Origin of the sequence: Alsobacter metallidurans, assembly GCF_014636935.1 — a bacterium.
GTDB lineage: Bacteria > Pseudomonadota > Alphaproteobacteria > Rhizobiales > Beijerinckiaceae > Alsobacter > Alsobacter metallidurans.
The window spans coordinates 782,236-795,871 of record NZ_BMES01000001.1; the positions used below are offsets into that span (position 1 = coordinate 782,236).

The following is a 13,636-nucleotide window of genomic DNA, read 5'->3' on the forward strand; positions in this document are numbered from 1 at the left end:
ATAGCCAAGCCGTCGCGGATCCGCCAGTGGCGCATTCAGTCGCGGCGGAAGATCACGGTGGCGAGCCAACCGAAGATCAGCGCGATGGCGGCCGTCGCCAGGCCGTACAAATAGGGGTGCTGCCGGGCCGCCGTCGCGACGGCCTGCTCAAAGCCGGCTTTCGACACCTCGAAATTCGTGCTCTCGCGCGCCAGCAGCACGCCGCCCGAATACAGAGCCACGTTGACCTCGTAGCCTCCCAGCGGCGCCGTGGGCGGCACCGGCACGATGGCGCGGAAGATCGAGGGCGTGATGAACGTGACGCCGCGCTCGTCGGTCTTGTAGAGGCCGGCGTTGCGCTGGAGCCGGATCAGGGCCGACCGGAAGCTCGGATCATAGATCAGGTCGTAGCCCGCCGGATCCAGCAGCGCTTCGAGGCCAAGCCCGAAGCGTCGGCGCAGGTCCGGCGCTGTAATCGCCGCGATGGGTCGCGAGGAGATCTGCGCCACCGTGATCGGCACCTCGAAGAACTTGCGCTGTTGCAGGTTCATCCAGATGGGGCCCAGGCGCACCTTCTCGCGCACCACCGTGGAGGCGCGCGGCCCGATCGCCGTGACAACGACGTCGTAGGGCTCCTGTCGGGTGACGCTGCGCCGGTCGTTGTCGATAACGCCGAAGATCACCAGGTCTGATCCCGCCCATGTGGACGTGATCTGCACCCGGTGGTTGGACAGCGACAGCACGAGCGCCTCGGCGTGCGCCCGGCCGCTGAGCAGCAGCAGCGAAAGGCACGCGACCAGGAGGCCGGCCGCCTTCACCGGCGGATCTCCGTGAGGCCGATCGAATAGAGTTCGTCCGGCTTCAGCACGATCTCGGAGGCGAAGCGGACGCCGACGGCCAGCACGATTAGCGCCAGCAGCAGGCGAAAATGCTCGCCCCGGATGTTCTGGCCGGCCCGCGCGCCGAACTGCGCGCCGAAGACGCCACCCACCACGAGCAGTAGCGCCAGGATGATGTCGACGGACTGGTTGGTGGCCGAATGCAGGATGATGGCGGCCACCATCGTGAACAGGATCTGGAACAGCGACGTACCCACCACCACGGCGGTCGGCACCCGGAACATGTAGATCAGCGCCGGCACCATCAGGAAGCCGCCGCCGATGCCGAGCACCGCGCCCGCAAAGCCGATCAGCACGGAAAGAAGCAGCAGCGGCAGCACGCTCACATAAAGCTTGGAGCGGTGAAACCGCATGCGCAGCGGAAGGCGGAAATACCAGGGATGGCCGACCGGGCGCAGCGGCGCGACCATGCCGCGGCGGGCCGACAGCATCGACCTGATGCTCTCGGTCAGCATCAGCCCGCCCACCGAGCTAAGCAGCGTGATGTAGGAGAGCGTGATCACGAGATCGAGCTGGCCGAGACGGCGCATGGAGTTGAAGAAGGCCACGCCCAGCACGGTGCCGACGACGCCGCCCGCCAGCAGCACGCCCCCGAGCTTGAAGTCGAGCGCCCGGCGCCGCCAATACGCGATCGCTCCCGTCATCGAGGAGGCCGCGATCTGCGCGGTTTCGGTCGCCACCGCTACGGCCGGCGGAATGCCGATGAAGATCAGCAGCGGCGTCATCAGGAACCCGCCGCCGACGCCGAACATGCCCGAGATGAAGCCCACGGCCGCGCCGATGCCCAGCACCAGGAAGATGCTGATCGGCAACTCGGCGATGGGCAGGTAGATCTGCACGGCGGTCCTTCCGGCAGCGGGCGCGGACGCATCTCATGAACCGGAGCGGCTCGGCCGCGTCAACGCCGCCCAGCTCCGCCGCGGCCGTTTGCCAACCGCCGTTGCGTCGGCGCCGCGCCGGGCGCGGCCGGCGACCGGCTCAGAGCCGCGCCGACTTGCCCTTGGGCAGGCCCTGCAGGCCGACCGGCTCCTGGTCCCAGCCGCCGGGCGGCGGAGCAACCTCGTTGGCGCGCGGATCGGTCGGCTTCGGCTTGAAGGCCTGCAGCGCCGCCTTGGCCTGACTGGCCGCCTCGGCGTCGAGCCGCGCCGCGACCTCGTCGCGCTTCTTTGCCGCGTCCTGGTCGCCCTGGGCGGCCGCGAGCGAGAACCACACCCAGCTCTCGGCCAGGTTCGGCTGCACGCCGAGACCTCGGGCGGTCAGGATCGCGAGATTGTACTGGCTGTCGCGGACGCCATATTCGGCGGCCTTGCGGAACCAGGTCGCCGCGCCCGCATAGTCGGGCTTCCCGCCCGCGCCGTCCGCGATCACGACGCCGAGATTGTGCATCGCCTTCGCGTTTCCTGCCTCGGCGGCGCGCTGGTACCACGTCTTGGCTGCCGCCAGGTCGCGCGGAACGCCGACGCCCTTTTCGAGGATGCTCCCCAACCGATATTGCGCCGGCGCGAGACCGAGGCTGGCGGCTTTCTCGAACCACTTGGCCGCGAGCTTGGGATCGCGCGCGACGCCGCGGCCATCCGCCAGCCGCGTCGCGACTTCGAACGTGGCGGCCGGGTCGTTCTGGCCAACGGCCTTCTGCAGCGGCTTCGGCCATTGGCCGGCCGGGAGATCGGCCGCTACGCCGAGGTCCGGCCCAACCGGGGGAGGGGCGGCGGAAGGCGCGGCGCTCGGGGCCGATCCGAGTGAGCCCACCGTGGAAGGATCAGTTGGGCCAAAGCCGCTCGGCCCTGGCGCGATCGGCTGGTTGTTCAGGCTGAACTTCTGCGCCGGCGCGACGGACGGGGCCGTGATCGCGGACGCTTCCTTGTCGGGCTTGGGCGCAGCCGGGGCCTCGGACGCCTTGGATGGCTTCGCGGGCGCGCTCTGCGGCGCGTCGATCTGGGGAGGCGTTCCCTCGAACGAATCGGCGCTGAGCAGGTGGCGGGCCACCTGGGCGCTGCTGAGCGCGAGCACGATGGCGGCGAGGCCGATCAGGATCGGGCGGCGCTTGGCGTCCACATAGGCGCGAACCTGATCGACCGCCGAGCCCGTCGCCGTCGCTTCACCATCGAGGCCGGCGTTCTTGGTGCGCTTGGACTCCTTGACCGCCGGAGCGCCGCCGGAGCCGCGTCCCAACCGGAACAGCGGCTTGGATGGCTCAGCCGATTGCGTAGCCTGCGCGGCCTGGGCCGCTTTGCGCGCCGCTGCGATAAAGCTTGCCTGCGGGCTGTCCTGGCTGGCGCTGCGGCTGGCGGCAGGCTCGGACGGCTCGGCGCCATAGGTGGGGCGACCGCTTCCCGGCTCGAGGGGCAGGTCGCCGCCGAGGTCCAGAACGGGCGCTTGCGCGGCGGCAGGCGCCGGGCGCTCGGCTTCCGGGCTGCGCGTCGGCGCCTTGGGCGCGGGCGCGCGAACCTGCGGCCCGAGCGCGCGAGCCGCTTCGGCGGCAGCGGCGGCCGCCGCCATCTTCTGCGCGGTGAGGCTGGGCGAATGCGCGGTGAGGCTGGGCGAAGCCGGCGCGGCGGTCGGCGCAGCTTCGGCCGGAGCCGCCGCCTGAGCCTTCTCGGCGACGTTCAGCAGGCGGACGCGGTCGCTCGCCATGTCGGATTCGAGCATGCCGAGCCGCTCGACGATTTTTTCAAGCGTGTCGTGCACGGCCTCGAGCGTCTGGCGCGTGCGCACCTCGGCGAATTCGGAGGCGGGGCGAGCGGGCTCGCCGGCGGCAAAGCGCTGCGTGGCCTGCTCGGCCGCACGCTGGGCCGCGATGTCGGCTGCCTGGATGGCGCCAAGCTTGGCGTCCTCGATCTTGGCGAACAGGTCGCCGATGGATCGCTCCATGCTGCGCAGGGCCGAGAACCCTTCGCCCGATCGCTCCAATGCGGCCGTCATCCGGGCGAGCTGATCCGAGAGGCCGTCCAGCGACGGCCGGTCGCTGGCGCCGGCCTGCACGGTGGCGAGCTTGTTCGTCAGCGTGCCGATCAGGCTTTCGAGCGGGCTTAGATCGGGCGCGGTCTGGTTCTCGACGGCGCTCTGGACGCGGTCCAGCCTGCTGCGGATGTCGTCAAAGGCGCTGCGGTCCGGCTCGGCCGCATTGGCGTCCAGTCGCTGCCCGAGGTCGCCGATCTGCCGTTCGAGGCGCGAGAAGCGCTCGTTAGGCTGGAATTCGCGAGCGGCGGCGCGCAGTTCCGCCACCGCGGCCGCGATGGCGCCGAGGCCGGCCTTGTCGCCGCCGCGCCCGGGCTTGGCGGCGAGCGCTGCTTCGAGACGTTCGTTGAGGGCAGCAACCTGGCGCTCCAGCGGCTCGAGCGAGACCGGCCGGGCGGCTTTGCCCACAGAGGCGCGCAAATCCATGATCTGCGAGAGGATCGCTTCGGCGGTTTCGGCCGAAAGGCCATGCTGCGGCGCCCGGTCGAGCCGGGTTGCGAGCGCACTGATGTCGTCGCGCAGGGTGGTGAGGCCCGCGACAGGGCGCAATTCATCGATCAACGCCCGCATGTCGTCGATGACGCGTTCGGCCGCCGTAACGCCCGTCCCTGAAGGGCCGCTGCCCTGCCAGGCGTCGATGCGCTCGGACAATTCGCCGATGCTGCGCTCCAGCGCGGCGAAATCGCTTCGGTTGGCCGTGGTGTGCACCGAGCGCGCGAGGTCGGCGAGTTCGCGCCGCATCGCGTCCACGCCGGGGATGTCGCGGGGCTCGTCAATCCGCTCCAGACGCTGCGCCAGGCTGATCACGTCGCCGCGCAGCCCGTCCAGCAACTCCGCCGTGCGATCCTGGTTGGCGGAACGCCGCTCGCGCGCGCCCTCCAGCTTTTGCTGCCGGCTGCGGATCTGCGAGATCGCCTCGTCCATCGTCTGGGCGGGGGCCTCGTCCAAAACGTCGTCCGCCTCGTCGTCGTAGGCGGCTCGGCCATGCTGGCCATCGAGCACGTTCAGGACGGCCGCAAGCTTCTCCTCGATGCGCGCGATCCTGTCGGACCGGACCCGCGGGGCGTCCCGATGCTCGCTCTGCTCGGTCTCGGCCAGCTTGTCGGCGATGTCGACCAGGCGGGCTTCGAGATCCTTCATCTTGGATTCGATGCGGCTCGCACCTTCGCGTGGAGCCGGCATCCGTTCGTCCAGCCGCATCTCCAGGCGTTGGATGGCGGCCTTGATGGGCTGCAGCTCGGCCCCGTCGCGCCGTGAAATCGAGTGCTCGAGCGAGTCCATACGCCCGGTGACGAGCGCCAGCGCGTCGCGTAACGCGATAGACGTGCGTTCCTGCGCCTGCGCGAGCGTGCCGAGCTCGTCGCGACGCTGGCTGTCGGCGCGCTCCATGAAGCGCACCATCGAATCCAGCGCCGTAGCGGTTTTGGCCTCGACGGCGTCCGTGCGCGCCTGCGTCTCGCGCATTGCGCGCTCGAGCACGGCGGCGAGATCGTTGCGCTGCGGTTCAGGGTGGCGCTGTGAGGCGCGCGGAATGGCGGTCTCGCTGGCGCGGCGCGACAGCGCCTCCAGTTGGTTTTCCAGGCTGACCAGCTTCTCGGCCGCGGCGCGCTCGTCGTCAGCCGCAGGCAGGGCGGCGGGTTCGTGCTGGGCCGGAGCATCCCGCTCGTCTCGTTCACGAGCCTCGCGCGCTTCCCGCTGCTCGGCCGTTTCGGCGATCACGGTGTTGAGCCACTCGCCGAGCGTCATGCCGGCCCGGCGCGCCGCGTCTTTCGCGGTATCGCGCGCATTGGCGTCGACACCCTTCACGCTCCACGGGATCGCCTGTTTCATCGTCACGCTCGTTCTGGCGCGGGCGAGGGGCCCGCTGCTGGCCACGCCGGCGGAAGCCGATGCGGTTGCGAAATCTGCCCCCGCCTAGACAAATCGGAGACGGGCTTCACGCTCCGACTTTTCAAGAAACACGGTAAACAGGGGGTTAAGGATTGTTCCCCGGCTGTTAAGTTTTGTGAAAGCAGGCCGGAGTTGGCGACACCCGGTTGTATTCGAGCCTCTTTCCATCCTTCTGGAAAAGGTTTATATGTGAACCAAATCGTGGCTGGGCTCCGTCGGCGTCGCTGGCCAAACGTACCGAGGAGATGCCGCCATGCCGTCCTACAAGGCTCCCGTCGAGGACGTTCTCTTTTTGCTGAACGACGTCTTCGGCATGCAGCGCTACAGCAACCTGCCGGGCTTTGCGGATGCGTCGCCGGACGTGGTCGAGGCAGTGCTCGGCGAAGCCGCCAAGCTCTGCGAGGAGGTGCTGCAGCCGCTCAACCGCGTAGGCGACCTCGAAGGCTGCACCCGCCATGACGACGGCCGCGTCACCACGCCGAAGGGCTTCAAGGACGCTGTGAACGCCTTCTCGGACGGAGGCTGGATTGGCCTCGCGGCGGATCCCGAATATGGCGGCCAGGGCCTGCCCTACACGCTGGCGGCGGTCGTCAACGAGTTCTCGTCCTCGGCCAACATGGCGCTGGCCATGTATCCGGGCCTCACCATGGGAGCCATTGCGGCGCTGCACACCCACGGCTCGCCCGAGCAGAAGGCGCTGTACCTGCCGAAGATGATCGCCGGCGAATGGACCGGCACCATGAACCTGACCGAGCCGCATTGCGGCACGGATCTGGGGCTGATCAAGACCAAGGCGGTCCCGCAGCCGGACGGCTCCTACAAGATCACCGGCACCAAGATCTTCATCTCGGCCGGCGAGCACGACATCACGTCCAACATCATCCACCTCGTGCTGGCCCGCATCGACGGCGCGCCCGAGGGCGTGAAGGGCATCTCGCTGTTTGTCGTCCCCAAGGTGAAGGTGGCGGCCGACGGCTCGCTCGGCGACCGCAACGGCGTTGCCTGCGGCTCCATCGAGCACAAGATGGGCATCCACGGCAACGCCACCTGCGTGATGAACTACGACGAGGCGACCGGCTGGCTGATCGGCCAGGAGAACCGCGGCCTCGCCGCCATGTTCGTGATGATGAACGAGGCGCGCCTTGGCGTCGCCATCCAGGGCCTCGCCCAGTCCGAAGTCGCCTACCAGAACGCCGCAGCCTACGCCAAGGACCGCATTCAGGGCCGCTCGCTCACGGGCGCCAAGGCGACCGACAAGGCGGCCGACCCGATCATCGTCCACCCCGACGTGCGCCGGACCCTGCTGCAGATCCGCGCCTTCAACGAGGCCGCCCGCGCGCTGGTGCTCTACACGGCGCTGAAGAGCGACGTCGCTCACCGCGGCGGCGACGAGAAGGAGCGCCAGCAGGCCGATGACTGGCTCGGCCTCCTGACGCCGGTGCTGAAGGGCGTGCTCACCGACGTCGGCTTCGACAACGCGGTGCGGGCCCAGCAGATGTTCGGCGGCCACGGCTACATCGCCGAATGGGGCATGGAGCAGTTCGTCCGCGACGCTCGCATCGCCATGATCTACGAGGGCGCCAACGGCATTCAGGCGCTCGACCTCGTCGGCCGCAAGCTGCCCAAGGATGGCGGCCGCGCCGTGATGGGCTTCTTCAACGAGGTCGGGACCTACCTGAAGGAGAAGGGCGAGGACCCGGCGCTCGCGCCGTTCTGCAAGCCGCTCGGCGGCGCCTTGCAGCACCTGCAGCAGGCCACCATGTGGTTCATGAACAACGCCATGGCCAAGCCCGACAACGCCGGCGCGGGCAGCGTCGACTACATGCACCTCTTCGGCCTCGTCGCCATGGGCTACATGTGGGTTCGCATCGTCGAAGCCGCCGCGGCCAAGAAGGCGGCCGGCGAGGGCGACGCCGCCGTGCTCGACGCCAAGCTGGTGACCGCCCGCTTCTTCATGGAGCGCATGCTGCCCGAGACCGCCGCGCATCTCGCGCGCATCTCCGCCGGATCCGACGCCATCATGGCGCTGCCCGCCGAGGCGTTCTGAGTTCTGGAACTTCTCCCGCGCAGCGGGGGGAGGGCAGGGAGGGGGCTGTCGAGCGCCAGATAATAGCTTGTCCTGAGCACCCCCTCTGTCCGCGGCGCGGACATCTCCCCCGCTGCGCGGGAGAGAGTTCGCGCCTCGCCGTTTGATGCTTAAGATCACCCCCAACCGCCGCGCGCCGGCGGATCTCAGGGAGACCACCATGCCCGACGCTTATATCTTCGACGCCGTCCGCACCCCGCGGGGGCGCGGCAAGCAGGATGGCTCCCTCCATGAGGTGACGTCGCTGGCGCTGGCCGCGCACGCGCTTCGCTCCATCCGCGACCGCAACGACCTCGACACCACCAAGGTCGACGACGTCGTGCTCGGCTGCGTCGACCCGGTCGGCGAGGCGGGCGGCGACATCGCCCGCGCGGCGGCGCTCGTTGCGGATTACGGTGACAGCGTGCCGGGCATCCAGATCAACCGCTTCTGCGCTTCCGGTCTCGACGCCGTGAACTTCGCTTCCGCGCAGGTGATGTCCGGCCAGCAGGATCTCGCGGTCGCGGGCGGCGTGGAGAGCATGAGCCGCATCGGCATCGGCGCCTCGGGCGGCGCCTGGCCGGTGGACCCGGCGATCGCGATCAAGTCGTATTTCATGCCCCAAGGCGTCTCGGCCGACCTGATCGCCACCAAATACGGATTTAGCCGCGACGACGTGGACGCCTATGCGGTGGAAAGCCAGCGCCGCGCCAAGGCGGCCTGGGACGAAGGACGGTTTGCCAAATCGGTCGTGCCGGTGCGCGACGTCAACGGCCTCACGATCCTGGCGACCGACGAGCACATGCGGCCGCAGACCGACATGCAGTCGCTGGCCAGCTTGAAGCCCTCCTTTGTGATGATGGGCGAGCAGGGCGGCTTCGACGCCGTGGCCGTGCAGGCGCATCCGGAGGTCGAGAAGGTCATCCATGTCCACCACGCCGGCAATTCCTCCGGCATCGTGGACGGCGCCGCCGCCGTGCTGGTCGGCAACGCCGACGCCGGCCGTGCGGCAGGCTTGAAGCCCCGCGCACGCATCCGCGCCTTCGCGAACATCGGCTCGGAGCCGGCGCTGATGCTGACCGGCCCGGTGGACGTCACCCGAAAGGTGCTCCAGCGCGCCGGCATGTCGATCGCCGACATCGACCTCTTCGAGGTCAATGAGGCTTTTGCCGCCGTCGTGCTGCGCTTCATGCAGGCCTTCGACGCCGACCCCGCCAAGGTGAACCCCAACGGCGGCGCCATCGCGCTCGGCCACCCGCTCGGCGCCACCGGCGCGATGCTGATCGGCACGGCGCTCGACGAGTTGGAGCGCACCGGCAAGTCCACGGCGCTGATCACGCTCTGCATCGGCGCCGGCATGGGCACGGCGACGATCATCGAGCGCGTCTGACGCAAGCGGAACAGGGAGACACCCAAATGGAACTCGCGAATTTCCGCTTCGAGGTCGACGCCGACGGCGTGGCTCTGGCCACGTGGGACATGGCCGACCGATCCATGAACGTCATCACCCCGCAGGTGATGGAGGACATCGGCAAGCTCATCGACGAAGTGACAACCAACGACGCCATCAAGGGCTGCGTGATCACGTCCGGCAAGGACGGCAGCTTCTCGGGCGGCGCGGACCTCACCATGCTGCAGGGCCTCGGCATGGCCTATCACAAGCTCGCAAAGCAGCAGGGCGAAGAGACTGCGATGCAGTTCTTCTTCGACGAGAGCCGCAGGCTGAGCCTGCTGTACCGCCGCCTCGAAACCTGCGGCAAGCCCTTCGCGGCGGCCATCAACGGCGTCTGCCTCGGCGGGGCCTTCGAACTCGCGCTGTCCTGTCACTACCGCGTCGTCTCGGACGACAAGGCCACGCGCGTTGGCCTGCCCGAGGTCAAGGTCGGCCTGTTCCCGGGGGCAGGCGGCACCCAGCGCGTTGCCCGCCTGATGCCGACCGGCGACGCCCTGCAGATGCTCTTCAAGGGCGAGCAGATCCGCCCCGCCGCAGCAAAGAGCATGAACCTCGTGCACGAGGTGGCCCCGAAGGCCGAGATCGTCGCCAAGGCGAAGGCCTGGGTTCTGGCCGGCGGCAAGCCCCAGGCGCCGTGGGACGCCGAGGGCTACCGCCTGCCTTCCAACAAGGTCTACTCGCCCCAGGGCATGATGATCTGGCCGGCCGCCAACGCGATCTACCGTCGCGAGACGCAGAACAACTACCCGGCCATCAAGGCCGTGCTGCACGCCGTTTACGAGGGCCTGCAACTGCCCATGGACCTCGCCCTCAAGGTCGAGAGCCGCTACTTCGCCAAGATTTTGCGCTCGCCCGAGGCGGCCGCGATGATCCGCACGCTCTTCGTCTCGATGCAGGAGCTGAACAAGGGCGCACGCCGCCCGGCCGGCGTCCCAGCCTCCAGCCTCAAGAAGGTCGGCGTCATCGGGGCAGGCTTCATGGGCGCGAGCGTCGCCTATGTGACCGCCAACGCCGGCATCGACGTGGTGCTGATCGACCGCGACATGGAAGCCGCCGAGAAGGGCAAGGCTTACTCGCACAAGCTCGTCACCGACCAGATCATGAAGGGCCGCGCCAAGACGGCCGACCGCGACGCCCTGCTGGCCCGCATCACGCCATCGGCCGACTATGCGTCGCTGGCCGATTGCGACCTCGTGATCGAGGCCGTGTTCGAGGATCCCAAGGTCAAGGCGGAGGTGATCGCCCGCGCCGAGGCGGCGATGCCGGAAGGCGCCATCTTCGGCTCCAACACCTCCACGCTGCCCATCACGGGCCTCGCGGATACCGCCAAGCGGCCCGAGCAGTTCATCGGCATCCACTTCTTCTCGCCTGTCGAAAAGATGCTGCTGGTCGAGGTGATCATGGCCAAGCAGACGGGCGACAAGGCGCTCGCGCTGGCGCTGGACTATGTGCGGGCGATCAAGAAGACGCCAATCGTCGTCAACGACGCGCGCGGCTTCTACGCCAACCGCTGCGTCGGCAACTATCTCCGCGAAGGCCATCTCATGCTCATGGAAGGCGTGCCGCCGGCCATGATCGAAAATGTCGCCAAGATGGCCGGCATGCCGGTGGGCCCGCTCTCCCTCAACGACGAGGTCGCCATCGATTTGGCGCTCAAGATCGTGAAGGCCACCAAGGCGCAGCTCGGCGACGCGGCGGTGGATCCCGTTCAGGAAAAGCTCCTGAGCACCTTGGTGGAAACAGAAGGCCGCCTGGGTCGCAAGAACCGCAAGGGCTTCTACGATTATCCCGAGAAGGGGCCGAAGACGCTCTGGCCCGGCCTCGCCGCCATCGCGGGCCAGCAGCTAGACCCGGATGCGCTGGACATGGAGGAGCTGAAGCAGCGCCTGCTCGTCACCCAGGCGCTGGAGGCGGCGCGCTCGGTCGAGGAGGGCATCGTCACCGATCCGCGCGAGGCGGACGTCGGCTCCATCATCGGCTTCGGCTTTGCGCCCTACACGGGCGGTACGCTGAGCTACATTGACGGCATGGGCGCGAAGGCGTTCGTAGCGCTCTGCGAGAAGCTCGCCGCCAAATACGGCGCCCGCTTTGAGCCGAATGCGCAGTTGCGCGACATGGCGGCGAGCGGCGAGACGTTCTACGGCCGCGCCGCTGGAGCCCGACGGGCGGCGTGAGCGGGGCGCGCTAACGCCGGACGCGGAGAAGGATTTCGGCGGCCGAACCCTCACCCCAGCCCTCTCCCCATTCCGGGGAGAGGGTGTCTGTTGCGGCGCTTCGCAAGCGTTGCGGCATTTCGGAATCCGACAGCAAAAGCGCGGCGAACGAGAGCGTCCCCTCGCCCTGGAACAGGGAGAGGGACAGGGTGAGGGCAAGCCGCCGAGCGTCGGTGTTCGAGAAGAGGGCAACAGCTTGCCGTTGCGGTCAGTTTCCGAAAGCAAGCCCCCCTACGCCTCCAGCTCCTTCAGCAGATCGTCAAGATCCAGCCGCTCCGTCACCATGGCCAGCGAGCCATCGGGCTTGCGGGGCCATTCGCTCTCGGGCTTGTCCCAGTAGAGCTCCACCCCGTTGCCGTCCGGATCATCGAGGTACAGCGCCTCGCTGACGCCGTGGTCCGAGGCGCCGCCCAGCGGGATGCCGGCGACGATCAGGCGGCGCAGCGCGTCGGCCAGGTCCCGGCGGGTCGGGTACAGGAACGCCGTGTGGAACAGGCCGGTGGCGCCGCGCGGCGGGGGCGAGCCTCCGCGGCTCTCCCAGGTGTTGAGGCCGATGTGGTGGTGGTATCCGCCGGCCGACAGGAACGCGGCCTGCGTGCCGTAGTGCTGCTGCACCTGGAAGCCGAGCACGCCGCCGTAGAACGCGATGGCGCGATCGAGATCGGCGACCTTCAGGTGGACATGCCCGATACGCGTTCCGGCCGCGACGGGCGGGAAGGCGGCGGGTGCGGTGGCGGCGGCGCTCATGGCTCTTCCTCGGGTGTCTTGAGACCTTCAAGGTAAGCCGACGACCCGGTTGAAACCATGGCCCCGGCGCAATGACGATCTTGCGCCGGGGCCAACGTGGCCGCCCTGTTACTGAGACAACGCGATGGCGGTGTTCTTCTGGATCGCGGCGAGCACCTTCTGGAGTTGCGGGCCGATCTGGCTGGCGGACGAAGCAAGGAAATAATGGTTGGAGTCCGTTGAGCAGGTCCCCAGCACGTCGACGCTGCCCTCGATCACATTGATGGTGAAAATCTCGACCCCCTTGGCCTTGATCTCGGCGCAAGCCGCCTTGGTGTCGGCATCCATGGCGGCGTAGTGCGGCGCCTGATGGTTCGCCGGAATGCTCTTCCAGCGGTGGATGGTGTTCTGGCCGTCCGAGATGATCAGCATTGCCTTGATCGTGCCGGGTCCCCAGGGTTTGCCCAAGCCGATCGGGCCATCCGGCGCCAACAGGGTGCCGGCCCACGACACGCCCAGCGTGATGTCCGTGTAACCGTCATACTTGATGGTTCCGAGCCTGGACTTGATGGCGTTCAGGTTCTTGGTCGGCATCACCATTGCGTTGCCCGTGCCGGCCCAGTCGGTCGCGTCCCATTCAGACCGCGCGCAGGTGGTTGCGGGATAACGAGCGTCTGCGCCTGCTGCGCCGGAGAAATTGTAGGGCGAAGCGTCGAGAGGCTTTTCACGGTCGACGATGCAGCCATCCCAGGAGCCGCTGCTGGTCGAGGGAAGCGGAGAGGCGTTCCAGGTGATCCAGGACGCGCTCTTGTAGGCGTTCGGGTCGACCTTCACGACCGTCGTGAACGGCACGAACGACACCACGGCGTTCGGCAGCGCCGAAATCCCGTCCAGGAACGACTTAAGGCCGGCCTTGGCTTCAACGCCTCGGCCGTCTTTTTTCATCGATCCCGAAACATCGAACGCGATCGCGATTTCGATCGGTACCGGCACCGCATAATTGGCTGTTGCGGTTGACTGCACCACCTGACTGCCTTTGCCCAGGAAAGCGCCGAGATAGTTCTTCACCGTCACGGACGTGACAACCGTGACCTTGTTGTTGGCGGTGTCGACAGAAACGGTCCGGGTCATGTCTGGCCAGTCCGTGCCGGCGCGGTTCGCGACCAGGAAGTTGTTCGACTGCACCTTGCCGTCGGAGCTCGGATTTTGATTGAGCTCACGCGCGGCCGCGAGGGCCGCCGAATCGGCCACCTTCTGCGTTTCGTTGCGCGCCCTGTACATGTTGGTTGAATCGATCGCAAAGCCGATCATCGCCAGCATCGGAACCAACAGAACGCCGAAGATTGGGCCGATTGAGCCACCATCGTTGCGACGAAAGCGCGCCAAGTTCCGATGAAGCTTCGAGAAGCGTACCGACGACATTGCTCAACCCTGCTCAATTATTGGGTTGAAA

At 68.0% G+C, this 13,636-nt stretch carries 8 protein-coding genes; 3 read left to right on the plus strand and 5 right to left on the minus strand.

Features of this window, described 5'->3' with window-relative positions; translation table 11 throughout:
• Positions 1-35: 35 nt before the first annotated feature.
• From IEV99_RS03410 to IEV99_RS03420, 3 genes are all read right to left on the minus strand, one after another.
• Positions 36-797 (minus strand): TIGR02186 family protein, encoded by a 762-nt coding sequence (locus IEV99_RS03410; protein ID WP_188516307.1) that lies wholly within the window; start codon positions 795-797, stop codon positions 36-38.
• Positions 794-1,717, minus strand: a complete 924-nt coding sequence (locus tag IEV99_RS03415) for a sulfite exporter TauE/SafE family protein (RefSeq protein WP_188516308.1) — start codon at positions 1,715-1,717, stop codon at positions 794-796. The genes IEV99_RS03410 and IEV99_RS03415 overlap by 4 nt, the downstream gene beginning before the upstream one ends.
• Before the next feature lie 139 nt (positions 1,718-1,856).
• Complete coding sequence (locus IEV99_RS03420; protein ID WP_188516309.1) at positions 1,857-5,666, minus strand: SEL1-like repeat protein; 3,810 nt, start codon at positions 5,664-5,666, stop codon at positions 1,857-1,859.
• Between the two features lie 313 nt (positions 5,667-5,979).
• Here IEV99_RS03420 and IEV99_RS03425 point away from each other — a divergent pair, with 313 nt between their 5' ends.
• From IEV99_RS03425 to IEV99_RS03435, 3 genes are all read left to right on the plus strand, one after another.
• On the plus strand, positions 5,980-7,773 hold the full coding sequence (locus IEV99_RS03425) for an acyl-CoA dehydrogenase C-terminal domain-containing protein (protein WP_188516310.1): 1,794 nt from the start codon (positions 5,980-5,982) through the stop codon (positions 7,771-7,773).
• 199 nt (positions 7,774-7,972) lie between these two features.
• Positions 7,973-9,181, plus strand: a complete 1,209-nt coding sequence (locus IEV99_RS03430; protein WP_188516311.1) for an acetyl-CoA C-acetyltransferase — start codon at positions 7,973-7,975, stop codon at positions 9,179-9,181.
• 26 nt (positions 9,182-9,207) lie between these two features.
• Positions 9,208-11,418 carry an FAD-dependent oxidoreductase gene (locus IEV99_RS03435; protein WP_188516312.1) on the plus strand — a complete coding sequence of 737 codons (2,211 nt, stop codon included), beginning with the start codon at positions 9,208-9,210 and terminating at the stop codon, positions 11,416-11,418.
• A 270-nt stretch (positions 11,419-11,688) separates the two neighbouring features.
• Here IEV99_RS03435 and IEV99_RS03440 read toward each other — a convergent pair whose 3' ends face one another.
• Positions 11,689-12,204 (minus strand): VOC family protein, encoded by a 516-nt coding sequence (locus tag IEV99_RS03440; RefSeq protein WP_188516313.1) that lies wholly within the window; start codon positions 12,202-12,204, stop codon positions 11,689-11,691.
• A 108-nt stretch (positions 12,205-12,312) separates the two neighbouring features.
• Positions 12,313-13,605, minus strand: coding sequence for a TadE/TadG family type IV pilus assembly protein (locus tag IEV99_RS03445; protein ID WP_280514628.1), 1,293 nt, complete (start codon positions 13,603-13,605; stop codon positions 12,313-12,315).
• Positions 13,606-13,636 lie beyond the last annotated feature (31 nt).

Bases quoted from the DNA above. Each gene is read 5' to 3' on its own strand.
- IEV99_RS03425 (WP_188516310.1), top strand. From the start codon at position 5,980: ATGCCGTCCTACAAGGCTCCCGTCGAGGACGTTCTCTTTTTGCTGAAC.
- IEV99_RS03440 (WP_188516313.1), bottom strand. From the start codon at position 12,204: ATGAGCGCCGCCGCCACCGCACCCGCCGCCTTCCCGCCCGTCGCGGCC.
- IEV99_RS03445 (WP_280514628.1), bottom strand. From the start codon at position 13,605: ATGTCGTCGGTACGCTTCTCGAAGCTTCATCGGAACTTGGCGCGCTTT.
- IEV99_RS03430 (WP_188516311.1), top strand. From the start codon at position 7,973: ATGCCCGACGCTTATATCTTCGACGCCGTCCGCACCCCGCGGGGGCGC.
- IEV99_RS03435 (WP_188516312.1), top strand. From the start codon at position 9,208: ATGGAACTCGCGAATTTCCGCTTCGAGGTCGACGCCGACGGCGTGGCT.
- IEV99_RS03420 (WP_188516309.1), bottom strand. From the start codon at position 5,666: ATGAAACAGGCGATCCCGTGGAGCGTGAAGGGTGTCGACGCCAATGCG.